The 23,668-nt window shown below is 57.5% G+C and carries 20 protein-coding genes, 1 pseudogene and 1 other annotated feature; of the genes and pseudogenes, 10 read left to right on the top strand and 11 right to left on the bottom strand.

Going from position 1 to position 23,668, the window contains the following annotated elements; genetic code table 11:
* Positions 1 to 20 precede the first annotated feature (20 nt).
* Both KCG39_RS25225 and KCG39_RS25220 read left to right on the top strand, forming a co-directional pair.
* Positions 21 to 2,189 (top strand): PA5441 family protein, encoded by a 2,169-nt coding sequence (locus KCG39_RS25225; protein ID WP_087828749.1) that lies wholly within the window; start codon positions 21 to 23, stop codon positions 2,187 to 2,189.
* Positions 2,159 to 2,875, top strand: coding sequence for a DUF3142 domain-containing protein (locus tag KCG39_RS25220; protein WP_004129972.1), 717 nt, complete (start codon positions 2,159 to 2,161; stop codon positions 2,873 to 2,875). Before KCG39_RS25225 ends, KCG39_RS25220 begins: the two co-directional genes overlap by 31 nt.
* Here KCG39_RS25220 and cueR read toward each other — a convergent pair.
* Positions 2,872 to 3,282, bottom strand: coding sequence for a Cu(I)-responsive transcriptional regulator (cueR, locus tag KCG39_RS25215; protein ID WP_004129970.1), 411 nt, complete (start codon positions 3,280 to 3,282; stop codon positions 2,872 to 2,874). The two genes, KCG39_RS25220 and cueR, sit on opposite strands and share 4 nt — an antisense overlap.
* 105 nt (positions 3,283 to 3,387) lie before the next feature.
* On the opposite strand from cueR, the gene copA reads away from it, so the two are divergent.
* The 3 genes from copA (at position 3,388) to ybaK (ending at position 7,416) form a co-directional block, all read left to right on the top strand.
* Positions 3,388 to 5,889: a copper-exporting P-type ATPase CopA gene (gene copA, locus KCG39_RS25210; protein ID WP_142467851.1), complete on the top strand. Its 2,502-nt coding sequence runs from the start codon at positions 3,388 to 3,390 to the stop codon at positions 5,887 to 5,889.
* 51 nt (positions 5,890 to 5,940) lie between these two features.
* A complete protein-coding gene (locus KCG39_RS25205) occupies positions 5,941 to 6,735 on the top strand; it encodes a TraB/GumN family protein (protein ID WP_004129964.1) in 795 nt (264 codons plus the stop codon).
* Positions 6,736 to 6,936: 201 nt separating this feature from the next.
* Complete coding sequence (gene ybaK, locus KCG39_RS25200; RefSeq protein WP_004129961.1) at positions 6,937 to 7,416, top strand: Cys-tRNA(Pro)/Cys-tRNA(Cys) deacylase YbaK; 480 nt, start codon at positions 6,937 to 6,939, stop codon at positions 7,414 to 7,416.
* Positions 7,417 to 7,544: 128 nt separating this feature from the next.
* Here the strand turns inward: ybaK and ushA are convergent, their stop codons facing one another.
* Complete coding sequence (ushA, locus tag KCG39_RS25195; protein ID WP_049115812.1) at positions 7,545 to 9,197, bottom strand: bifunctional UDP-sugar hydrolase/5'-nucleotidase UshA; 1,653 nt, start codon at positions 9,195 to 9,197, stop codon at positions 7,545 to 7,547.
* A 163-nt stretch (positions 9,198 to 9,360) separates the two neighbouring features.
* Here ushA and KCG39_RS25190 point away from each other — a divergent pair, with 163 nt between their 5' ends.
* Positions 9,361 to 10,581: an MFS transporter gene (locus KCG39_RS25190; protein ID WP_004129958.1), complete on the top strand. Its 1,221-nt coding sequence runs from the start codon at positions 9,361 to 9,363 to the stop codon at positions 10,579 to 10,581.
* Positions 10,582 to 10,814: 233 nt separating this feature from the next.
* Entirely contained in the window at positions 10,815 to 12,491 is a 1,677-nt protein-coding gene (ybaL, locus tag KCG39_RS25185) for a YbaL family putative K(+) efflux transporter (RefSeq protein WP_004129956.1), read from the top strand.
* Positions 12,492 to 12,533: 42 nt separating this feature from the next.
* Here the strand turns inward: ybaL and KCG39_RS25180 are convergent, their stop codons facing one another.
* From KCG39_RS25180 to KCG39_RS25140, 9 genes are all read right to left on the bottom strand, one after another.
* Complete coding sequence (locus tag KCG39_RS25180; RefSeq protein ID WP_004129955.1) at positions 12,534 to 13,838, bottom strand: inosine/guanosine kinase; 1,305 nt, start codon at positions 13,836 to 13,838, stop codon at positions 12,534 to 12,536.
* Between the two features lie 63 nt (positions 13,839 to 13,901).
* Positions 13,902 to 14,864 (bottom strand): ferrochelatase, encoded by a 963-nt coding sequence (gene hemH / locus KCG39_RS25175; protein ID WP_004129953.1) that lies wholly within the window; start codon positions 14,862 to 14,864, stop codon positions 13,902 to 13,904.
* Positions 14,865 to 14,991: 127 nt separating this feature from the next.
* Positions 14,992 to 15,636, bottom strand: coding sequence for an adenylate kinase (gene adk, locus KCG39_RS25170; RefSeq protein ID WP_004129951.1), 645 nt, complete (start codon positions 15,634 to 15,636; stop codon positions 14,992 to 14,994).
* A 188-nt stretch (positions 15,637 to 15,824) separates the two neighbouring features.
* On the bottom strand, positions 15,825 to 17,699 hold the full coding sequence (htpG, locus tag KCG39_RS25165) for a molecular chaperone HtpG (RefSeq protein WP_004129949.1): 1,875 nt from the start codon (positions 17,697 to 17,699) through the stop codon (positions 15,825 to 15,827).
* Between the two features lie 111 nt (positions 17,700 to 17,810).
* Positions 17,811 to 18,416 (bottom strand): recombination mediator RecR, encoded by a 606-nt coding sequence (recR, locus tag KCG39_RS25160; protein ID WP_004129946.1) that lies wholly within the window; start codon positions 18,414 to 18,416, stop codon positions 17,811 to 17,813.
* A complete protein-coding gene (locus KCG39_RS25155; RefSeq protein ID WP_004129943.1) occupies positions 18,416 to 18,748 on the bottom strand; it encodes a YbaB/EbfC family nucleoid-associated protein in 333 nt (110 codons plus the stop codon). The genes recR and KCG39_RS25155 overlap by 1 nt, the downstream gene beginning before the upstream one ends.
* 57 nt (positions 18,749 to 18,805) lie before the next feature.
* A complete protein-coding gene (gene dnaX / locus KCG39_RS25150; RefSeq protein WP_123828388.1) occupies positions 18,806 to 20,707 on the bottom strand; it encodes a DNA polymerase III subunit gamma/tau in 1,902 nt (633 codons plus the stop codon).
* Positions 19,409 to 19,473 (bottom strand) — a sequence feature (DnaX frameshifting element). Its footprint overlaps the gene before it by 65 nt.
* Positions 20,708 to 20,798: 91 nt before the next feature.
* A complete protein-coding gene (gene apt, locus KCG39_RS25145; protein ID WP_004129935.1) occupies positions 20,799 to 21,350 on the bottom strand; it encodes an adenine phosphoribosyltransferase in 552 nt (183 codons plus the stop codon).
* A gap of 150 nt (positions 21,351 to 21,500) precedes the next feature.
* Positions 21,501 to 21,878: a DUF454 family protein gene (locus tag KCG39_RS25140; RefSeq protein WP_004129932.1), complete on the bottom strand. Its 378-nt coding sequence runs from the start codon at positions 21,876 to 21,878 to the stop codon at positions 21,501 to 21,503.
* A gap of 69 nt (positions 21,879 to 21,947) precedes the next feature.
* On the opposite strand from KCG39_RS25140, the gene priC reads away from it, so the two are divergent.
* The 3 genes and pseudogenes from priC (at position 21,948) to KCG39_RS25125 (ending at position 23,641) form a co-directional block, all read left to right on the top strand.
* Positions 21,948 to 22,475, top strand: a complete 528-nt coding sequence (priC, locus tag KCG39_RS25135; protein WP_142446251.1) for a primosomal replication protein N'' — start codon at positions 21,948 to 21,950, stop codon at positions 22,473 to 22,475.
* A 14-nt stretch (positions 22,476 to 22,489) separates the two neighbouring features.
* Positions 22,490 to 22,663 carry a pleiotropic regulatory protein RsmS gene (rsmS, locus tag KCG39_RS25130; RefSeq protein ID WP_004129925.1) on the top strand — a complete coding sequence of 58 codons (174 nt, stop codon included), beginning with the start codon at positions 22,490 to 22,492 and terminating at the stop codon, positions 22,661 to 22,663.
* Between the two features lie 66 nt (positions 22,664 to 22,729).
* Positions 22,730 to 23,641: pseudogene (locus KCG39_RS25125) on the top strand (Rpn family recombination-promoting nuclease/putative transposase).
* The last annotated feature ends 27 nt before the right edge of the window (positions 23,642 to 23,668 follow it).

Below are 23,668 nucleotides of genomic sequence, written 5' to 3'. Positions count from 1 at the left end.
CACGCCACAGGACATCCGTCATGGTCAGGAAGACAACGTTTACCCTTTCGCTCTGCGCCCTGCTCGCGTCAGCCGCTCAGGCATTTGCTTCTGCTGATATCGAAGATTGCTCGTGGAGCGACCCGCTATGCCTGTTAAAAGGCGAACCTGTACTGACGCCGGGAAATGACTCGCGCGACAACTTACTGCGCCTGCTGAGCGAAGCGAAATCTTTCGCCCTGCCCGTTCAGGCCATTCCCGCTGATGTCAGCCGTACCCGCGATGTTTACTTCGCCTGGCATCCTGAGTGGGATAGCGCGCCGCCGCCCCCCGCGCCGCCGGCGCAACGCGAAGATGAAACCTTCATCCAACAAATGACGGCGCTGAATATCGACCCCGCGCAGGTCATGCCAGCCAATTCGGCTGAACGGCTGGGAACATCCGACTATGAACTGGAAAACCGCTTTGTCAGCAACACCCTTGCCGCCGTCAGCCAGTTCAACGCCGCCCTGCTCGCCGCGCCCTCTCTAACTCCGCAGCAGCGTCATGACCTGGCGCTGGCGCGGTTGAAACTGTTTTATGGCGCCAATATCACCGCCGTCGCTGATATCCTCAATAGCTTCCCGGCAGATGCGGACGCCGACTTATTCGCTTATTACCTTTCCGGCATCGCCCACTTCTATGGCGGCAATTACACCGCCGCGACCCACGATTTCACCCTGTTGCTGGAGAGTCAGCAGCCCTGGCTGACCGAGACCGCGCAATATATGCTGATGCGCACGGCGCTCAACAAAAGTAGCCAGAACAGCGTCGGGCAGTACGGCGATTTTGATATTGCACGCATCAATCGTGATGATGCCGCACAGGCGCAAAAAGAAGCACAAACCTATTTGCAACGCTGGCCCGCAGGGCTTTATGCCGACTCCGCGCGCAATATGCTGCGCCGCATTAACTGGTATCTCCAGGCATGGCCTCAGCTGGCCGGACTCTATGAGCAGGCCTTCCGGCAGGCTGCCGACGCCGGGGAACTGCGTAGACTGGTGAGTGAATATGATAATGTCTTCGGCATGCCGTTCTACGCGCAGCCCGTTCTGGCAGCATTCCCGGACGCCCCTCAGGTCAGCTATGTCGAGCTTCTCCGCGCCCTGCGCCTGAATGCTGATAATAAGCCAACCTTAACCCAGGCACAGCTTGACGCCAGCAAAGCGGCGTTTGAGAAGAGCGGAAATCTGCCGCTGTGGCGCGACCTGCAGCTGCAGCTGTGGAACGCGACGGGCAACGATGCCGCCATCCTGCAGGCTGTCACGCCGGCGAAAACGCTGCCGTCGAATGATATTCTCGCCTTCAGCGAACAGGTCCTCTACGGCGAAGCGCTAATGGGACAAACACAGTGGCCCGCGGCGCGCGATTTTTGGCGGCAGCTGCTACAACTTAGCCAAAACCCCGAGCAACAGCAGTATATCCAGGCAAAACTGGCGGCAACGCTGGTCTACAGCGGTAACGCAGCGGCTATCTTTGCCGCCGATAGCCCGGTGACCAATCTACGCTTTCGCTCCCGAGTGCTGAAAACCCAGGCCTCTCCTGAACTGCTACGCCAACAGGCGGCCAACGGTCCCAATAACGAAGAACGTACTATCGCTCTGCATACGCTGCTGGTGCGGGACCTCACGGAAAGTCGTTTCAGCGACTGGCTGAACGACAAAAAGCTCGCCACCGCCATTACCCAGCCGGTAATCAGCGAGGCCTTTAACGACGTCAACCTTAGCAGCTTCGACTGGGATGGCGAGGCGACCGAAGCCGGTTATGCCTGCCGCAGCCTGGATGACACCGTCAACGTGCTCAGTAAAAACGCCGACGACGCCCATGCGCTTAACTGCCTGGGCGAGTTCTTCCGCACCACGCAGACGCATGTTGATCTGTGGAAAGACCAATCCGGCAACGATATGCTTGAGGCCGCCATCAACCGCCAGCAGCCTCTGGGACAGTACGATCGCCAACGCTATTACCAGCAGATTATCACCTCGCCAAAAGCGGAGCCGGAAGATAAAAGCTATGCGCTCTATCGGGCGATTCTCTGTTACGCCCCCTCCGGTAGCAACGAATGTGGCGGCGAAGATGTCGAAAAGCTGCAGCGTAAGGGCTGGTTCACGCAGTTGAAAACGCAGTATCCGGGAAGCCCGTGGGCGCAAAAACTCAAATATTACTGGTAATCGCGCTGCTGTCCGGGTCAGCGCAGGCGGCGGAGCACGTGGATGCGCGCCAGCATTCCGCCTTCTGGCTGTGGTCCGGGGTAAAAGCCAGCAACGATCTGCAGAACGCCCAGACGGTGTATCTGCATCAGGGCGAGGTGCTGACGCGTTCGGGCGAGGTCATATTCCAGCGCCTCGGCCTGCCGGTCAGCCGCCTGACGTTTCCCGCAATCTGGCTTACCGTCCGGTTTACCACACTTGATGTGCCGCAGACGATTGTGCCGCGGATCGTACGCCTGATGCAGCGTTGGCGGGCGGCTGGCAATCAGGTGGTTGGTCTGCAGGTTGATTTTGACGCAGCCACATATCAGCTCGTCGACTACGCCCAGTTTTTGCAACAGCTACGCCAGCAACTGCCGCCAGAGTTCGCGCTAGGGGTAACGGGCCTGCTGGACTGGGCTAAAACCGGCGATATTGCCACCCTGAACGCGCTTGCGGTTGATGAACTGGTGGTGCAAAGCTATCAAGGACGCCACACGGTGGCGAATTATCAGGTCTATCTCCCCGCGCTCAGCCGGCTGCGTATCCCGTTCAAACTCGGGCTGGTGCAAAACGGCAGTCGCGATCGGCAGGCGGAAATGCAGCTGAATGACTCTCCCTACTACCGCGGCACGGTGGTCTTTATGCTCAATCCGGCGCGGCGTTAAGCCTGCGCCTTGCGGTGACAGCAGCCCGAGAGATTATCGATGATCGGGCAATCCGCGCTGTCATCGCCGGGGCAGGAGTCCGCCAGCGCCAGCAGATGCGCGCGCATGCCCTGCAGCTCGCTGATATGGCGCTCAATGTCCGCCACTTTCTCCAGCGTCCGGCGTTTCACGTCGGCGCTGTGCCGCGACGGATCGTTAAACAGAAATATCAGCTCACGGCACTCTTCCAGATTAAACCCCACCTGGCGCGCCTGGCGCAGCAGAGTCAGTTCATCCAGATGCTGCTGGCTGTAGCTGCGGTAACCGTTTTCGCTACGCAGCGGCGGCGTCACCAGCCCCTTCTCTTCGTAAAAACGGATCGCTTTACTGGTTAAGCCGGTTTTTTTCGCCACATCGCTAATATTCATCTTTCCCCCTTGACCTTCCCCTTGCTGGAAGGTTTAACCTTGCTAATACTCGATGAAAGAGTGTGTTCGGTCAATCATTAACCGGAAATTATTCAGGAGTTATTTATGTCTAACACTATCGACCTTGCGCTGGATGGCCTCTCCTGCGGCCACTGCGTTAAACGGGTAAAAGAGAGCCTGGAACAACGTCCCGACGTTGAGCAGGCGGAAGTGACCGTTACCGAAGCTCACGTGACGGGCAGTGCCAGCGCGGAAGCGCTGATTGAGACCATTAAACAGGCCGGATACGGCGCGGAGCTCAGCCACCCAAAGGCTAAACCGCTGGCAGAATCATCAATCCCGCCGGAAGCACTGACAGCGGCCACCTCTGAGCTTCCGGCAGCCCGTGACGAAGATGACAGCCAGCAGCTGTTGATCAACGGCATGAGCTGCGCCAGCTGCGTATCCCGGGTTCAAAACGCGCTCGCCGCGGTGCCGGGCGTCTCACAGGCGCGGGTTAACCTGGCGGAACGCACTGCGCTGGTGATGGGCAGCGCGTCCGCCGCAGAATTAGTTCAGGCCGTAGAGAAAGCGGGCTATGGCGCGGAAGCCATCGAAGATGACCTCGAACGCCGCGAGCGCCAGCAGGAAACCGCCGTCGCCACCATGAAGCGCTTCCGCTGGCAGGCTATCGTCGCCCTGCTGGTCGGTATCCCGGTGATGGGTTGGGGGATGATCGGCGACAACATGATGGTCAGCGATGATAACCGCTCCCTGTGGCTGGCTATCGGGGTTGTCACGCTGGCGGTGATGGTCTTTGCCGGCGGCCATTTCTACCGCAGCGCGTGGAAAAGCCTGAAAAACGGCACCGCGACGATGGATACGCTGGTGGCGCTGGGTACCGGCGTCGCCTGGCTCTATTCAATGAGCGTCAACCTGTGGCCGCAGTGGTTTCCGATGGAAGCGCGCCACCTCTATTATGAAGCCAGCGCGATGATTATCGGTCTGATTAACCTCGGCCATATGCTGGAAGCCCGCGCGCGTCAGCGCTCTTCGAAAGCGCTGGAAAAACTACTCGATTTAACCCCGCCGTCAGCGCGGGTGGTCACCGACGAAGGCGAAAAAGATCTGCCGCTGGCGGAGGTTCAGGCGGGAATGACCCTGCGCCTGACCACCGGCGATCGCGTACCGGTCGATGGCGTCATTAGCCAGGGCGAAGCCTGGTTCGACGAAGCGATGCTCACCGGCGAGCCGGTACCGCAGCAAAAAGGCGACGGTGACGCCGTTCATGCCGGGACCGTGGTGCAGGACGGCAGCGTACTGTTTACCGCCAGCGCCGTCGGCAGTCAAACCACGCTGGCGCGCATTATCCGCATGGTGCGCCAGGCGCAAAGCAGTAAACCGGAAATCGGCCAATTGGCGGACAAAATCTCTGCCGTGTTCGTCCCGGCGGTCGTGGCGATAGCCCTGTTCAGCGCCGCGATCTGGTACTTTTTTGGCCCGGCGCCGCAAATTGTCTATACCCTGGTGATCGCCACCACGGTGCTGATTATCGCCTGTCCGTGCGCCCTGGGGCTGGCGACGCCGATGTCGATTATCTCCGGCGTGGGTCGCGCGGCGGAATACGGCGTACTGGTACGCGACGCCGATGCGCTACAGCGCGCCAGCACCCTCGATACGCTGGTCTTCGATAAAACCGGTACCCTCACCGAGGGTAAACCGCAGGTGGTGGCGATAAAAACCTTTACCGCTATGGATGAATCCGCCGCTCTGCGTCTGGCGGCCTCTCTGGAGCAAGGTTCCAGCCACCCGCTGGCGCGCGCCATCCTCGACAAAGCCGCAGACCAACGCCTGCCTGCGGTAGATAATTTCCGCACGCTGCGCGGGCTGGGCGTTAGCGGCGAAGCCGAAGGCCGCCGTCTTCTGCTCGGCAACCAGGCGCTGCTGACTGAGCACAAGATTGCAACGGCTGAAATAGAAGACGACATGACCGCCCAGGCGTCACAGGGTGCGACGCCGGTACTGCTGGCGGTGGATGGTCAGGCGGCGGCGCTGTTCGCCATCCGCGATCCGCTGCGCGAAGATAGCGTGGCGGCATTAGCCAGGCTGCACCGCCAGGGCTATCGGCTGGTGATGCTGACTGGAGATAACCCCACCACCGCCAACGCTATCGCCAAAGAGGCGGGCATTGATGAGGTGATTGCCGGGGTGCTGCCGGACGGTAAAGCCGATGCGATTAAGCGCCTGCAAAGCCAGGGGCACCAGGTAGCGATGATCGGCGACGGTATCAACGATGCGCCCGCGCTGGCGCAGGCCGATGTGGGCATCGCTATGGGCGGCGGCAGCGATGTCGCCATTGAGACGGCAGCTATCACCCTGATGCGCCATAGCCTGAACGGCGTCGCCGATGCGCTGGACATCGCCAAAGCCACGCTGCGTAATATGAAGCAGAACCTGCTGGGGGCATTTATTTATAACTCGCTGGGCATTCCGATTGCCGCCGGGATCCTGTGGCCGCTGACCGGAACGCTGCTCAACCCGGTGGTGGCGGGCGCGGCCATGGCGCTCTCTTCAATTACCGTCGTGAGCAACGCCAACCGTCTGCTGCGCTTTAAGCCGAAAGAGTAGATGTTGTATCCCATACGCGCTAGCATGAAGCCTTCACTTCATGGAGCACGTATGGGCCTGTTAAACCGAATAAAAATGCTGTGGCAAGCCGCCGTCGGCTCGTCTTATTCCTGGCCCGCGCTGGATATCACCCTGCCCGGCGAGCGCTATCTGCACCTGGTCGGCAGTATTCATATGGGCACCCGCGACATGTCGCCGCCGCCCGCCCGGCTGTTAAAAAAGATCCGCCAGGCCGATGCGCTGATTGTGGAAGCGGATATTAGCGGCAGCGAAACGCCATTCAGCAACCTCCCCTCCTGTCCGCCGCTGGCGGAACGCCTGAGCCCATCCCAGCTTGCTGAACTGCAAGATCGTGCGGGAGAAATGGGGCTGTCCATCGCGCTGTTCGACAGCCAGCCGCTGTGGCAGGTGGCGATGGTATTGCAGGCGACTCAGGCGCAAAAACTGGGGCTCAGGGCGGATTACGGCATTGATTATCAGCTATTGATGGCGGCGCGCGAGAGCCATATCCGCGTGATGGAGCTGGAGGGGGCCGATAGCCAGATAGCGCTGCTGCGGGATCTGCCCGACGGCGGCCTGGCGCTGCTGGAGGATACCCTCACCCACTGGCGCACGAATGCGCGTCTGCTACAGGTGATGATCGGCTGGTGGCTGGAGCAGCCGCCGTCAACGGGCGCAACCTCGCTGCCAACCACCTTTAGCCAGTCGCTATATGATGTGCTGATGCACCAGCGCAACCTCGCCTGGCGCGAAACGCTGCTGGCGCTGCCGCCTGGGCGCTACGTGGTTGCCGTCGGGGCGCTACATTTATACGGGGAAGGGAATCTGCCGGATATGCTGACGTAAAAAAATGGCCAATATTGCTATTGGCCCGTCAAAGAGGAATTTCATCATTATTATTATTCCGGGGTTCGCGCCCCGGATCGTCTGATTGTCGCTCAAAGTGACCATCACTGCCAACACTATTGCGCAAGATGATACTATTTTTTAGACAGCCGTCGGGCGTATGCTTATGCCACGTTAAATCGGTTGGTAAGAAGGATAACGATGACTCCCGCCGTAAAATTACTCGAAAAAAACAAAATAACTTTTCAGATCCACAGCTACGATCACGATCCGCACGAAACCAATTTTGGCGATGAGGTGGTGCGTAAGCTGGGGCTCAACGCCGAGCAGGTCTATAAAACGCTGCTGGTCGCCGTTAACGGCGACATGAAGCATTTGGCCGTCGCGGTTACGCCAGTAGCGGGTCAACTGGATTTGAAAAAGGTGGCGAAGGCTTTAGGCGCTAAGAAAGTCGATATGGCAGACCCGATGGTCGCACAGCGGGTCACCGGTTATCTGGTGGGCGGTATCAGCCCGCTCGGGCAGAAAAAACGTCTGCCGACGGTGATAGATGCGCCGGCCCAGGCGTTCGCCACCATTTTTATTTCCGGCGGCAAACGTGGCCTGGATATTGAACTGGCAGCCAGCGATCTGGCGAAGATCCTTGCAGCGAAATTCGCCGATATCGCGCGGCGCGATTAATTGACGGTTTTTCGTCAGAGGACACTCCCGGAGGCGGCGCTGACGCGCCTTGTCCGGGCTACCAAATCCAAAACCGCTTAGACCTGAAGCCCCGGTGAGCGCAGCGCCACCGGGGAGTCGCTCGGACGTTACTGCCAGCTCACCTCGCCTTTCGGCTCATAGGCCGCCGCGTCCAGCGGTGAGTTTTTCTGGATATACTCTTTCAGCACTTCGGCATCGATAAAGCCGGTATTCACATAGCCGGGCCTGGTATCGATATGCGGGTAGCCGTCGCCGCCGGTGGCGTTAAAGCTCAGGGTCGCCATACGGTAAGTCTTCGCCGGATCCACCGGTTCGCCTTTGATGGTCAAATTGTTAAGCTTGCCGTCTTTGGCCACAAAACCGACGTTGGCAAACTGCGGATAGGCGCCGGAGTCGGGCTTCATCTGCGCCACTGCGGTCAGATACTCCGTCACTTCCTTACCGCTCATATCGACATACACCAGCACGTTGCCGAAAGGTTGTACCTTCATCACGTCTTTATAGGTGATATCGCCCGCTTCAATCGAGTCACGTATCCCGCCGCCGCTCATCACCGCGAAATCAGCATTGCTCCGCGCCATCTGCGCCGCCAGCAGTAGACGTCCCATATTGGTTTGCACAAAACGCACTTTGCTGCGATCGCCCTCCAGATGCGCGTTCACGCTACCGATTTTCACCTGCAGCTGCGCTTTGCCTTTATTCTGGTACGGCGTTAGCAGAGAGAGCATCTGCGGGCTTTCGGCGATTTGCGGCGTATAAAGCACGCGCTCGCTCTCGCCGTTGTCGTAAGTGACCTTTTTCTTCAGGTTGACCGGGATCAGCTGATAGTGCACCAGCTTCATTTCACCGTTGCGGAATTCAAAGTCGGCGCGGCCTACATATTTACCCCATTCATGTGCCTGCACGATCCAGATACCGTTCTGCTTGTCCGGCGCGCACGGACTGCCCGGGACATAATCCACCTGCTTTTTATTCTCCGACGCCATGCATACCGGATCCTGCGAGTGACCGCCAACGATCATCGCCAGCGCCCCCGTCGGCAGGCTGCGCGCCATCTCAACGTCGCCAGGCGCATTAGAGCCGTGGGCGCCGTTGTCATAATGTCCCATATGGGTAGTGGCCAGAATCACATCCGGTTTTTCGTTCTGCTGCAGTTCCTGGATAACCAGTTTGGCCTCTTCCGCCGGCTTACGGAACTCGATATCGGTAAAGAACTCGGGATTGCCAATCTTAGCCGTATCGTCGGTCGTCAGGCCGATAACCGCAATATTCAGTCCGCCGCGCTTGAACAGCGCCCACGGCTTGAACAAACGTTCACCGGTGCTTTTCTGGTAAATATTGGCGGAGAGGAACGGGAACTTCGCCCATTTTTCTTGCTGACGCAGTACGCTAAGGGGATTATCAAACTCGTGATTACCGACTGCCATCGCATCATAGCCAATCAGGTTCATCCCGCGAAAATCGGGTTCCGCGTCCTGCAAGTCGGATTCCGGCACGCCAGTGTTGATATCACCGCCGGATAACAACAGCACGCTGCCGCCCTCGGCCGCCACCTCTTTGCGAATGCCGTCCACCAGCGTTTTTTGTGCTGACAGCCCGTATTCGCCATAGTCGCTGCGCCAGAAGTGGCCATGATGATCGTTCGTATGCAGGATGGTAATTTTATAGGTTTTATCCTGCTCATAAGCCTGCGCAGACAGGCTCCCCAGCGATACCGCGGTGAATAGCGCCAGCGCGACGCCTCGCTTAATAAGGTGCATATTTCTCTCCCTGACAAAGTAACAAGTGCCGAAAGTATAGCGAGTTAGCGGATTAGACAAATATGTTTTCAGAATTGCGACTTCCTTCAAACCTTAGCGGCAGGTATGTTAGGCAGATAATAATTCCACCTGCATCCTCTATAAAAAACACTTAAGCGAACCTATGGCAATGAATCAGACCGCACAACCCTTATCCGGCCCTGCTGCTGCGCCGCAAAAAGCACGCACCTCGTTTCGCATTCTCGGGGCTATCAGCCTCTCGCATTTGCTGAACGATATGATCCAATCGCTTATTCTGGCTATCTACCCGCTGCTCCAGGCCGAGTTCTCACTAACCTTTGTGCAGATTGGGATGATCACCCTCACTTTCCAGCTGGCCTCATCGCTACTACAGCCTGTTGTCGGCTACCTGACCGACAAACATCCGATGCCGTGGTCGCTGCCGATTGGCATGTGCTTTACCCTGAGCGGTCTGGTGCTGCTGGCAATCTCGGGAAGCTTTGGCATGGTTCTGCTCGCTGCAGCGCTGGTCGGGACCGGATCGTCGGTCTTTCATCCGGAGTCTTCTCGCGTGGCGCGCATGGCCTCCGGCGGGCGCCATGGCCTGGCGCAGTCGATATTCCAGGTCGGCGGCAATTTCGGCAGCTCGTTGGGGCCGCTGCTTGCGGCGCTGATTATCGCCCCCTACGGCAAAGGGAACGTTGGCTGGTTTGTCCTGGCGGCGCTGCTGGCGATTGTCGTGCTGGCGCAGATCAGCCGCTGGTATGCCGCTCAGCACCGTCTGAACAAAGGTAAACCGAAAGCGGCCATTGTTAATCCGCTGCCGAAAAATAAAGTCATTCTGGCGGTTAGCATCCTGTTAATGCTGATTTTCTCGAAATATTTCTATATGGCGAGCATCAGCAGCTATTACACCTTTTATTTGATGCAAAAATTCGGATTATCGGTACAAAATGCCCAGTTCCACCTGTTTGCCTTTCTATTTGCCGTCGCAGCAGGAACGGTGATTGGCGGGCCTGTTGGCGACAAGATTGGGCGTAAATATGTTATTTGGGGCTCTATCCTTGGCGTAGCGCCATTTACCCTTGTTTTACCCTATGCATCGCTGGAATGGACCGGCATTTTGACGGTGATTATTGGTTTTATCCTCGCATCGGCCTTTTCCGCTATTCTGGTCTATGCCCAGGAGCTCCTCCCGGGGCGGATCGGCATGGTTTCTGGTTTGTTTTTCGGTTTCGCCTTTGGCATGGGCGGCCTTGGAGCCGCGGTGCTGGGGCTTTTAGCTGACCATACCAGTATCGAACTGGTCTATAAAATCTGTGCTTTCCTGCCTCTTATCGGCATCCTGACGATATTTCTACCTAACAACCATCAAAAGTCCTGATTTTTCGGCAGCCAAAGTGTAACTTTGGCTGCCACAATCCCTTACTCCACCAGCATTACCCCGCATAAGCTGATGCCATTTTGCGCTCCGTGCTTTTTAGCACGTCAATTGCATTTTTCTGCAAAATTCAACGATTATTCATAAACAAAACCGCTAAAAGTGTCATAAACTATTATTCGATTTTTTGGTTTTTGTGCCGAAAATGGATCAGCTCACCACTGCAAGGAGACGGAATGCACCACGCAACACCGCTAATCACCACCATTGTCGGCGGCCTTGTGCTCGCCTTTATTCTCGGCATGATTGCCAATAAGCTACGTATTTCTCCTCTGGTGGGATATTTATTAGCGGGCGTGCTGGCCGGACCTTTTACCCCGGGTTTTGTTGCTGATACCAAGCTGGCGCCGGAATTGGCCGAGCTTGGCGTGATCCTGCTGATGTTCGGCGTGGGTCTGCATTTCTCCTTAAAAGATTTGATGGCGGTTAAGGCCATCGCCATCCCGGGCGCTATCGCCCAGATAGCCGTGGCGACGCTGTTGGGTATGGCGCTCTCTGCCATGCTGGGCTGGTCGTTAATGACCGGCATCGTCTTTGGTTTGTGTCTTTCTACCGCCAGTACCGTGGTGCTGCTGCGCGCGCTGGAAGAACGACAGCTTATTGATAGCCAGCGGGGGCAAATCGCCATCGGCTGGTTGATTGTTGAAGATCTGGTGATGGTGCTGACGCTGGTGCTGCTGCCAGCGGTCGCAGGCATGACGGAGAAAGGCGACGTGGGTCTGGCTTCCCTGGCCCTTGATATGGGTATTACCATCGGCAAAGTCGTCGCCTTTATCGCGATTATGATGCTGGTGGGCCGCCGCCTGGTGCCGTGGATTATGTCGCGCAGCGCGGCAACCGGTTCGCGCGAGCTGTTTACCCTATCGGTACTGGCGTTAGCGCTCGGTATCGCTTTCGGCGCCGTTGAGCTATTTGACGTCTCCTTCGCCCTCGGCGCCTTTTTCGCCGGTATGGTGCTCAATGAATCCGAACTCAGCCATCGCGCGGCCCACGATACGCTGCCGCTACGCGACGCCTTCGCCGTGCTGTTCTTTGTCTCCGTGGGAATGCTGTTTGACCCAATGATTCTGCTCGAGCAGCCGCTGGCAGTACTGGCGACGCTGGCTATCATCATTTTCGGTAAATCGGCTGCCGCCTTCTTCCTGGTGCGGATGTTCGGCCACTCGCCGCGCACTGCCCTGACCATTGCCGCCAGTCTGGCGCAAATCGGTGAATTCGCCTTTATTCTTGCCGGTCTGGGAATGGCGCTGGATCTGCTGCCGCAGGCCGGGCAGAACCTGGTGCTTGCCGGCGCCATTATCTCCATCATGCTCAACCCGGTCCTGTTTACCCTACTGGAAAAATACCTCGATAAAACCGAGACGCTGGATGAACAGACTCTCGAAGAAGTGCTTGAAGAAGAGAAACAGATCCCCGTCGATATCTGTAACCATGCGCTGCTGGTCGGTTTCGGCCGCGTCGGGAGCCTGCTCGGTGAAAAACTGATGGCGCAGGGCGTTCCGCTGGTGGTGATTGAAACATCGCGGACTCGCGTAGACGAACTGCGCGCACGCGGTATTCGCGCGGTATTAGGCAACGCCGCCAATGAAGAGATTATGAATCTGGCGCATCTGGACTGCGCCCGCTGGCTGCTGCTGACCATTCCTAACGGCTATGAGGCCGGTGAAATCGTCGCTTCCGCGCGAGAAAAATGCCCGAATATCGAGATCATCGCGCGCGCGCATTACGACGATGAGGTGGAATATATCGTCGAACGCGGCGCTAACCAGGTGGTGATGGGCGAACGGGAAATCGCCCGCGCCATGCTGCAGCTGCTTGAAACGCCGCCAGCCGGCGAGCTTATTACCGGTTAATGTTTCGGCCCCGGTTGACCGGGGCCAGCTTTATCCGGGCTCTTAACGATCCCAGTAAGCTTCTTCCAGGCTGTCTTCACGCTCCGGCAGGCCACGGGTCAGGCGCGGCGAATGCTGGTTCAGCACCTGATAGCTCACGCGGTTAGCGTATTTACACACCTGTGCCAGCGAGGAATAGGTCAGCCACTTGCACTTGTGCTTGCTGGAGTTCGGCACGTTGTTGCGATGATAGTTATTGGCGGTAATATCGTGCAGCAGCGCCGCCAGCGCGCCGTCTCCCGCGCCGTTGGTATTCATGATCTTCTCCGGCCCGCCCATATAGGGTGCGATATGCGAATAAATACGCAGCGGATTTTCGCAATCCTGATGGCGCATCGCACGGCTGAATTCATACTGGTTAAACTCGGCAATCGCACCCGGCAGCAACGGATGCTGCGTTTTGCGCTTAGCCTCATCCTCAGTAAAGCTGGCCATATACAGCCCAGCAGGCCCGGCGGTGCACAGCACCAGGTCAACCCATTCCAGCGCCTTGTCGGAAGCCAGCAGCGGGTCGGACAGCCCGGTCAGCGCCTCCGCCTCCTCTTCATTCATCGCCAGAATGGAAACGTGCTCTTTAAGGAACGTCTGCCACCACGCCGGGTTATCGGCGACGACGTATTTGGTGCCCAGCGTCAGAACCACCGGTACATCGTGCTTTTTCGCATATGCGATGGCCTGCATCGTCGCGTCCGGCATCGGCTCGCCCGGCTTACAGCGTACGAGATAGGAGGTCAGCACCAGCGCGGAAGCGCCGGCGATCACGCTTTCCGGAATGCTTTCCGGACGGAGCTTGTTCATATGCCCGGGGCTGATCGCAAAGGTGCGCTCGCCGGAGTCGCTAATCAGCGTAAAGCAGCGCCCAATCGCCCCATCCACCCCTTGCAGATAGTTCAGATCGGTACGGCTGGAGGTGTTGCACAGGTAGCGGTAAGCGTAGCCGCCGATTTCAATATTGCTGCACATGACGCCAAGCAGAACCGAACGGTCATCCGCCAGCACCGAGTAGTTGTGCATAGTGTTACCGATGGTGCCGCCGGCGAACTGGTGGGTAATCAGGTCGTTGCGAACCAGTTCCTGATACAGCGCTTCGGCGACATCATCTTCAATCACCAGCGAATGCCCGGCGCTCAGGCCGTAGCGTACGATAAACGCCTCATCCACTTTCGCTTCGATATCGACCAGGGTTTGATCGATACCAACCACCCAGGCGACGTTAGACTCATTGTCCGGCTGAATTTGCTGCAGCAGCGGATCGCGAGCGTTGACGGGAAAATAGTGTTTGGATTTGCGTTTACCGGGAAATTTCATAGTGGCGATTTATTGACAGTGAACAAGCGGGGAATAGTAGCATACTCCCCGCCGCACGCGCGATCAGCGATATTTCGCCGTCAGGTTGACCATCATTTCAATATGCGCGGTGTCCGCATTAAGCGCCGGAATGTACTCATATTGCTGGCCGCCGGCTTCGAGGAAGATTTCCCGGTTCTGCACCGCGATCTCCTCCAGCGTCTCCAGGCAATCGGCGGAAAAGCCGGGGCAGATAACCTGAATATGCTTCACCCCTTTCTCACCGAGCATTTTCAGCGTTTCGTCGGTGTAGGGCGTCAGCCAGGGCTCTCGACCAAAGCGCGACTGGAACGTCATCATCACCCGGTCAGGCGGCAGCCCCAGGGCTGAAACCAGCTCACGGGTGGTATCGCGACAGCGCTGAGGATAGGTGTCCCCTTGCTGGGCATACCGCTGCGGGATGCCATGATAGGAGAGCAGCAGTAAATCCGGCTCGCCGTGCACCGCAAAGGACGCGCGCACGCTGGCGGCCAGCGCGTGAATATAGTCCACGTCATCGGCGTAGTCGCGAATAAAAGAAATTCCGGGGATCGCGCGTTTTTTGGCAAGGATACGTCCCAGCTCATCCCACACCGCCGCCACGGTGGAGCAGGAGTATTGCGGATAAAGCGGTAGCACCACGATGTGATCCACCCCCTGCTCCAGCAACTCATCAACCGCGCTCTCCAGCGACGGCGAACCGTAGCTCATTCCCAGCGCCACCGGCGTATCCGGAAGCCGCGCAGCCAGCGCCTGCCGCTGCTGCTGGCTATAGACCATCAGCGGCGAGCCGTCTTCCATCCAGATGGACTGATAGAGCTTAGCGACCCGGGGCGCGCGCAGGGGCAGTATCACGCCGCGCAGCAGCGGCCACCACAGTAGGCGGGAGGTATCCACCACGCGCCGATCGCTAAGAAACTGCCGTAGATAGCGCTTTACCGCGTCGGGCGTGGGCGCATCGGGAGTGCCTAAATTGGCTAATAAGATACCTGTTTTCGTCTGATGCATTACCGCCTCTTAACCATTTGAATCGCTGACAATTGTAGCTGAAATGGCGCTAAACGGAACCAATCATAGAAAAAGGTAAAATGAGAGGAGTTCTCACCCCGCCGCGACGGGATGAGAACTAACGGAATTAACCGAGGATTTTTTCCAGTTCAGCGCGAACGTCGGCCACCGCTTTGGTGCCATCGACTTTCGCGTATTGGGTGTTGCCCGCTTCTGCTTCTTTCTGATAGTAGCCGATCAGCGGCGCCGTCATCTGATGGTATTCAACCAGACGCTTACGCACGGTCTCTTCCTGATCGTCTTTACGGGTGGTCAGCTCTTCGCCGGTCACGTCGTCTTTGCCTTCAACTTTCGGCGGATTAAATTTAATGTGATAAACGCGGCCGGAAGCTGCGTGAACGCGACGGCCGATAATGCGGTCAACGATCAGTTCGTCAGGAACGTCGAATTCCAGCACGTAATCCACGGTGATGCCCGCTTCTTTCATGGCGTCAGCCTGCGGAATGGTGCGCGGGAAGCCGTCCAGCAGGAAACCATTGCGGCAATCTTCCTGAGTAATACGCTCTTTAACCAGGGCGATAACCAGTTCGTCGGTGACCAGCTTACCGGCGTCCATAATATCTTTCGCCTGTTTGCCCAGCTCGGAGCCTGACTTCACCGCGGCACGCAGCATGTCGCCGGTGGAGATTTGCGGAATACCGTATTTCTCCATGATGAACTGAGCCTGAGTTCCTTTACCCGCGCCCGGAGCGCCAAGCAGAATAATACGCATTACGAAAATCCCCTCAAAAGTTGATTCAATTTTTCAAAAAACGCTAAACCATACCACCAGAACGCGGATGGCTCAAGGAAGGCGGGGCGGCTGAAACGGTTAATGGTGAGATATTTTACGTAGCGTGCGGTTTGATACCCTCACCCCGGCCCTCTCCTGCCGGGAGAGAGTGAGGGTGAGGGTAAAGATTACGACGCCAGCAGCTGGTTCATACGGCGGATAAACTGGTTCGGATCTTCCAGCGTACCGCGCTCGGCCAGCAGCGCCTGATCGAGAAGCAGCTCAACCCACTCGCCGAACTGCGTATCGTCCTGAGTATCCGCCGCGCGTTTTACCAGCGGATGCAGCGGGTTCAGCTCAAAGATGTACTTCACTTCCGGCGCGGCCTGGCCCGCAGCGGCAAACAGTTTCGCCATCTGGGTGCTCATTTCATCCGCGTCGGTGGTGACGATGGCCGGCGTATCGGTCAGACGATGGGTCAGACGAACCTCTTTCACCCGGTCGCCGAGCAGGGTTTTGGCACGCTCAACGAACGGCTCCAGCGCCTTCTCGGCTTCTTTAGTGGTTTCATCCACTTCGTCCGTCAGCTTATCCAGCGACTCATCGGCTTTCGCCACCGACTGGAACGGTTTGCCGTCGAACTCGGTCAGATAGCTCATCATCCACTCGTCGATGCGATCGGAAAGCAGCAGCACTTCAATGCCTTTCTTACGCAGCAGTTCCAGATGCGGGCTGCTCTTCGCAGCGGCGTAGCTGTCGGCGGTAATGTAGTAAATCTTCTCCTGCCCTTCTTTCATGCGGGAGACGTACTCTTCCAGCGACACGGTCTGCGCGGCGGAGTCGGTATAGGTACTGGCGAAGCGCAGCAGTTTGGCGATGGCCTGCTGGTTAGCCTGATCTTCCGCTGGGCCTTCTTTCAGCACGAGGCCAAACTGCTGCCAGAAGGTCTGATATTTTTCCGCGTCGTCTTTCGCCAGTTTTTCCAGCATCTGCAGGGCGCGCTTGCTCAGCGCGGTGCGTAGATTGCGGGTGACGCTGCTGTCCTGGAGAATTTCACGCGACACGTTCAGCGGCAGATCGTTGGAGTCGACCAGGCCGCGAACGAAGCGCAGATAGTTGGGCATAAACTGCTCGGCGTCATCCATGATGAAGACGCGCTGCACGTACAGCTTCAGGCCGTGTTTATGATCGCGATTCCACATATCCCACGGCGCCTGCGACGGGATATACAGCAGGCTGGTGTACTCCTGCTTACCTTCAACGCGGTTGTGGCTCCAGGTCAGCGGATCGCTGTAATCGTGGGCAATATGCTTGTAGAACTCGTTGTACTCGTCGTCTTTGATTTCCGACTTATTGCGCGTCCACAGCGCCTGGGCTTTGTTAATTTTCTCCCAGGAGATCACGGTTTCGCCGTCCACTTCTTCGCGTTTTTCAATTTCTACCGGCAGCGCGATATGATCGGAGTATTTACTGATGATCGAACGCACGCGCCAGTCGTTGAGGAAATCATCCTCGCCTTCGCGCAGGTGCAGCGTGATCTCGGTACCGCGATCGGCTTTGTTAATGTCGGCAACGGTATATTCGCCTTCGCCAGCGGATTCCCAGAATACGCCGTTTTCGGCGCTGTCGCCCGCCGCGCGGGTACGGACGGTGACTTTATCGGCGACAATAAACGCCGAGTAGAAACCTACGCCGAACTGACCAATCAGCTGGCTATCTTTCGCCTGGTCAGAGCCCATGGACTCAAGGAACGCCTTGGTGCCGGACTTCGCGATGGTGCCGAGATGGTCGATGACTTCATCGCGGTTCATACCAATACCGTTATCGGCGATGGTCAGGGTGCGGTTGTCTTTATCAAATGAAACACGCACGCGCAGTTCGCCGTCGCCTTCGTACAGATCCGGCTGGGACAGCGCGCGGAAGCGCAGCTTGTCGGCCGCATCGGAGGCGTTGGAAATCAGCTCACGCAGGAAAATTTCTTTATTGGAGTAAAGAGAATGGATCATCAGGTGCAGAAGCTGTTTGACCTCTGACTGAAAACCACGAGTTTCTTGTCCTTTCATCTAAATCAACCTCAACAATGCCATTGTTAATGGTAAAAAAACCGTTGAGGGTGAGATGGGGACAGAGGGAGAGGTTTTCAAGCGGAGGCCCCGAAAAGCGCCTCCGTTTGATTAAAAACGAATCTTATGCCGCCCGGCTAGAGAGTGGGACAGCGTCGTGCCGTCAACCATTTCCAGCTCGCCGCCAACCGGAACGCCATGGGCGATACGGCTCGCGTCTACGCCATACTGCGCGCAGAGCTCGGCGATATAATTCGCCGTCGCCTCTCCTTCCACCGTTGGGTTGGTCGCAAGGATCACTTCCTGCATCGATTCGTCACGCAGACGCTGTTCCAGACGATCGAGCCCAATGTCATCCGGCCCAATCCCGTCAAGCGGCGACAGGTGGCCCATCAGCACAAAGTAGCGACCGGAAAACTGCCCGGTCTGCTCGATAGCGTAGATATCCGCTGGGCTCTCTACCACGCAAATCTGGCCGTTTTCCTTGCGCCGAGGGTTGCTGCAAATATTGCACACCTCCTGCTCGGTGAAGGTGCGGCAATCGGCGCAGTGGCCGATTTCCGACATCGCGCGCGTTAGCGCCTGCGCCAGGCGCATCCCGCCGCTGCGGTCACGCTGCAGCAGGGTAAACGCCATGCGCTGCGCCGACTTCGGGCCGACGCCCGGCAGGCAGCGCAGTGCTTCCATAAGCTGCGTTAACAGCGGACTGGTCTGCATCAGAACGGCATCTTAAAGCCTGGCGGCAGCTGCATACCGGCGGACACGGACGCCATTTTTTCTTTCTGCGTTTCTTCGATGCGGCGGGCGGCGTCGTTAAACGCGGCGGCCACCAGATCTTCCAGCATGTCTTTGTCGTCTTCCAGCAGGCTCGGGTCGATCTCAACGCGACGGCAGTTGTGCGCGCCGTTGATGGTGACTTTTACCAGCCCAGCGCCGGACTCACCGGTCACTTCCAGACGGGCCACTTCTTCCTGCATCTGCTGCATTTTTTCTTGCATCTGCTGGGCCTGCTTCATCAGGTTACCCAGACCGCCTTTTCCACCAAACATAGGCTTCTCTCTCAGTAAGTCATCGTTAAGGATGCTGACCGCAAGTCAGACTTGCAATCAAATGGGGCGAATACTCTCTTCATCCAGGTCCGCATCGAAGAATCGACGCAGGGTCTGAATGTTATTATCCGCAATAATCGCTTCACGCGCCTGCGCGAGCTTTTCTTCATAAATTGCCTGCCGCCACTCAAGCGGCGTTCGCATCGCGGGATTATCATCTTCCACGATGGTCAATTCAACCGGCGTACCGTACAAAATGCCGAGCGCTTCCGCCAGCTTTTGCTGCGCACCCGCCGAATTCAGGTGACGCTGGCTCGGACGCAGATGCAGGCAGACGCGATTGTCCTCCTGCTCTTTCCAGGCGTTAAGGGCCACCTGCTCCACCAGTTTTGGCACCGCGAGCTGGCTGACTTCCGCCGCCCAGCTATCGCGCTCGACCGCTTCGACTGCCAGTTTCGCCGCCAGTTCCGGCGTTTTTTCATGCTCCAGCGCTTTTTTCAGCGCCTTTGGCGTCGCCACTTCTTCTTTTACGGTTTCAACAACCGTCGTTGATTTCCAGCGATAGGCTTCTTTTTTCGCCGGGGCTTTTTCCAGCGCAGCCGCAGCCGGACGCGCCTGTACGCGCTCGGTAATCGAACTCAGTCGTTCCAGCGCAGCGTTATTCACCGGCCGCGCGCGAGAAGCGGCTGCCGGTTCACTCTTTTTTGGGGTGGGCGCTCCCTGGCTACGCTGCAGCTGGCTGCGGGCCGCCAGCACCTGGCTAGTGGTCTGCGGCAAATTCGGCGGCGGCGGCGCGGATTCTGGAACGGCCTGCTGGACGGGTGCGGCCTGAATGGCCGGCACCGGCGGCGCCTCCGGTTCCGGTAACGGCATACGCGGATGGAAAGCCAGCGCACGCAGAAGCGTCATCTCAACCCCCATTCGTCTGTCCGGGGCGTACGGGAGCTCTTTGCGGCCAATCAGTAGCGTTTGATAGTACAGCTGAACATCGGTTGGCGGCACCGTCCGCGCCAGCTCGCGCATGCGCAGCTCAATCGCGGCCATATCCGTTCCCAGCGCCGACGGCGAGAGCTGAACCATCGCAATACGGTGCAACAGGCTCTGCATCTCCACCAGCAAGGCCTCCCACTCTACGCCGCGGGCGGCAGCCTCATTCACACCGGCCATAACCCGCTCGCCGTCGGCAGCCACCAGCGCCTCAATCAGCGATAACGCCTGATCGTCGTCAAGGGTGCCGAGCATGGCGCTGACGGATTCTGCCGTCAGACGACCATCGCCGCTGGCAATGGCCTGATCGGTCAGGCTTAACGCATCGCGCAGGCTACCGTCCGCTGCGCGCGACAGCAGCTGCAGCGCGCGCGGTTCAAACGCGATCTGCTCGGCGCCGAGAATATGCTCCAGCTGATGGCGAATCTGTTCGACGTCCAGCGCCTTGAGATGAAACTGCAGGCAGCGGGAAAGAATGGTCACGGGCAGCTTCTGCGGATCGGTCGTCGCCAGCAGGAATTTAACGTGCGCCGGCGGCTCCTCCAGCGTTTTTAACAACGCGTTGAAGCTGTGGCGCGAAAGCATATGGACTTCATCGATCAGATAGACCTTGAAGCGGCCGCGGGCCGGCGCGTACTGAACGTTATCCAGCAGATCGCGGGTATCTTCGACTTTGGTACGCGAGGCGGCATCGATCTCGATCAGATCGACAAAGCGCCCCTGTTCTATTTCACGGCAGTTATCGCAGACGCCGCAAGGCGTGGCGGTGATGCCGGTTTCGCAGTTTAATCCTTTTGCCAACAGACGCGCGATAGAGGTTTTACCCACGCCGCGGGTGCCGGAAAAAAGATATGCGTGATGAATGCGCCCTAACGACAAGCCGTTCGCCAGTGCGGTCAGCACATGTTCCTGGCCGACGACGTCAGCAAAGGTTTGTGGGCGCCATTTACGGGCTAAGACCTGATAACTCATGGGCTGGCTCTGAAACGCTGGAAGGTGAAATCACGAGGGGTCATGCTATCACAGCCCCGCTCAATCAGCGAGGCTATGTGGCGGGAAATGCTTAGTGGCCCGGGAAAGGGACCAGGCTATAGCAGTTGATTCCCAGTTTTTCCAGGCGCTGCTCGCCGCCCAGATCGAACAGATTGATAATAAAGGCCGCGTCATGCACTTCACCGCCCAGACGACGGATGAGCTTCACGGTGGCGTCGATGGTGCCGCCGGTCGCCAGCAGATCGTCAACCACCAGCACCTTATCGCCTGCTTTAATGGCATCAACATGGATTTCCAGCTGATCGGTGCCGTACTCCAGCTCGTAGCTTTCCGCGATGGTTTCACGCGGCAACTTACGCGGCTTGCGTACCGGAACAAAGCCTACACCCAGCGCCAGCGCAACCGGTGCGCCAAACAAAAAGCCGCGCGCCTCGGTGCCCACCACTTTGGTAATACCCGCGTCTTTATAACGCTCGGCCAGCAGTTCAATGCTGAGCGCATAGGCCTTTGGGTCTTCCAGCAAGCTGGTGACATCACGGAAAAGGATGCCAGGTTTCGGGTAGTCCTGGATGCTTTGGATGCTGTTCTTCAGATATTCAAGCTGCTGTGCTGTTGCGGTCATAAGTTTATGCCTGATTAAAACGGTATTACTCGCGGACATGCAAAATGGGCCAAGGAAACTTTTGTTTAACCTTTGACCAGGCTTACCCGCGCTCGAAAACGCCAGAATTTACTGGCTGTCAGCGACAATTGCAACCATCATTATTGCGCATCAGTGCTTTTGTTGCTTTGCATCAACCACCGGAATGCGCCACATAAATATCAGCAGACAGGCCAGAACGATCAGCAGAAAGATGCGCACCCAGGTAAGATTAACCAGCCATAGAGAAATAGCAAAGGTCAGTAAAATCATCACCACCGCCCGCGGCTTAGCGCCTGGCGGCATGGCACGGTATTGCTGCCAGTGGCGCAGGTAGCCGCCAAACCATGAGCGGTACAATAGCCAGTGGTGAAAGCGCGGCGACGAGCGGGCGAAACACCAGGCGGCAAGCAGGATAAACGGCGTCGTCGGCAGTAGCGGTAAAAAAACGCCCAGCGTTCCCAACGCCACCGACAGCCAGCCAATGATGATCAAAATAATACGTGGCATAATGCGAATCGTTATCAAGAAGATAACGTTAATGTAGCACAGTTGCTTATCAGGGGATGGAGGAGTTATTTGAAAACCACCCGGCTTTTACATTCGCTGGAAAATCAGCTTGCGGAACTGGCCGCTCAGGTAGCGCCGATGGCGAATCACGCGACCCTCAGCCCGCGTTTCGATCGCCAGTTGTTCCGAACCCGCAGCACGCAGATGCAGGCTTATCTTGATGAAGCCAGAAGTCGCTTTACGGAATTAAAACAAGCGGTCGAGCACCAGCAGCTGGCGCAGGTTGCCTGGCTGGCGGAACAGCTTGTGGCCCAAATCGCCGCAATTAGCCGGGAAACGGCGACCTGGTCATTACGTGCCTGGGATAGCGCGTCGCCAACGCTTGGCCGCTGGCAGCGGCGACGGATACAGCATCAGGAGTATGAACGGCGCCTGCTGGCCATGCGCAACGATCGCCAGAGACGGCTGGCGCAAGCCATCAGCCTTGATGACCAGCAACGGCTGGCAAAGGAAGTTGAAGCCTATACCGGGCGCCTCGCCCGCTGTCGCGATGCGCTGGAAAAAATTGAAAACAGGCTGGCCCGCTTAACACGCTAACTGGAGGTAGAAGTATGTCGCTGGAAAATGCGCCTGACGAGATCAAGCTCGCGGTCGATTTAATTATGCTGCTTGAGGAAAATAAAGTCCCTGCGCAAACCGTACTAGCCGCGCTGGAAATTATCCGTCGTGACTATGAAAACAAAGTAAAAAGTGCGGAAGAAGCCTCGCAAAACGCGCCTGAGTAGTCTGTTGGCGGATCGGTAGGGGTGGCAGAGTCATCGCCTGCCCTTTACCACAACGGATAGATGCTCATGGAAAGATTCTCACGTACGCCGCACGATGCCATTTTCCGTCAAATGCTGACCCAGAAAGAGGTCGCTCGCGACTTTTTACAGCTTTACCTTCCCGCGCCGTTTTTAAGTATCTGCGATCTCAATACGCTGCAGCTGGCGTCCGGCAGCTTTATCGAAGAGGACCTGCGATCCAGCTACTCCGACATTCTCTATTCCCTGCAAACGAGGCACGGGGCTGGGTATATCTACGCGCTGATTGAACACCAAAGCTCGCCGGATAAGCTGATGGCTTTTCGCCTGATGCGCTATACGCTGGCGGCCATGCAGCGCCACCTTGACGCCGGCCACGAGACGCTGCCGCTGGTGGTCCCAATCCTGTTTTATCACGGCTCCGTCAGCCCCTGGCCACATACGCGCAGCTAGCACCAACTTTTTGACCATCCTGAGCTTGCCGGCGCGCTGTACGGCGGCGATTTTCCGCTGGTGGACCTGACCGTTATGCCAGATAATCACATCCTCCGCCACCAGCGTAAGGCGATGCTGGAACTGTTGCAAAAGCATATCCGCCAGCGCGATCTGGCCGAACTGCAACCCATGCTGATTACGCTACTGGCGCAAGGATATCTGACGGAAAATCAGATCAATACCTTAATCCGCTATATGCTGCAGGCGGGATCCACGGAAAAACCCAGGCCACTCATTCGCGAACTGGCGAAGCAGTCGCCCAGGCACAAGGAGCTCATGGTGACGATTGCCGAATGGCTGGAAGAGAAAGGTCGTAAAAAAGGTAGAAAAGAAGGAAGGCTGGAGGGGCGTAAAGAAAACTCGCGCAGCATTGCCCTGAAAATGCTCGCCAGCGGGCTGGATCCAAAGATGGTGATGGAGCTGACCGGCCAGAATCAGGAAGAACTCTCCTCGCTCAGCCATTAAAACCTGCGGGGCGGCATCCCCGCCGCC

Source organism: Klebsiella pasteurii, assembly GCF_018139045.1.
Classification (GTDB): Bacteria; Pseudomonadota; Gammaproteobacteria; order Enterobacterales; family Enterobacteriaceae; genus Klebsiella; species Klebsiella grimontii.
This window is presented reverse-complemented; position numbering and strand designations above follow the sequence as displayed.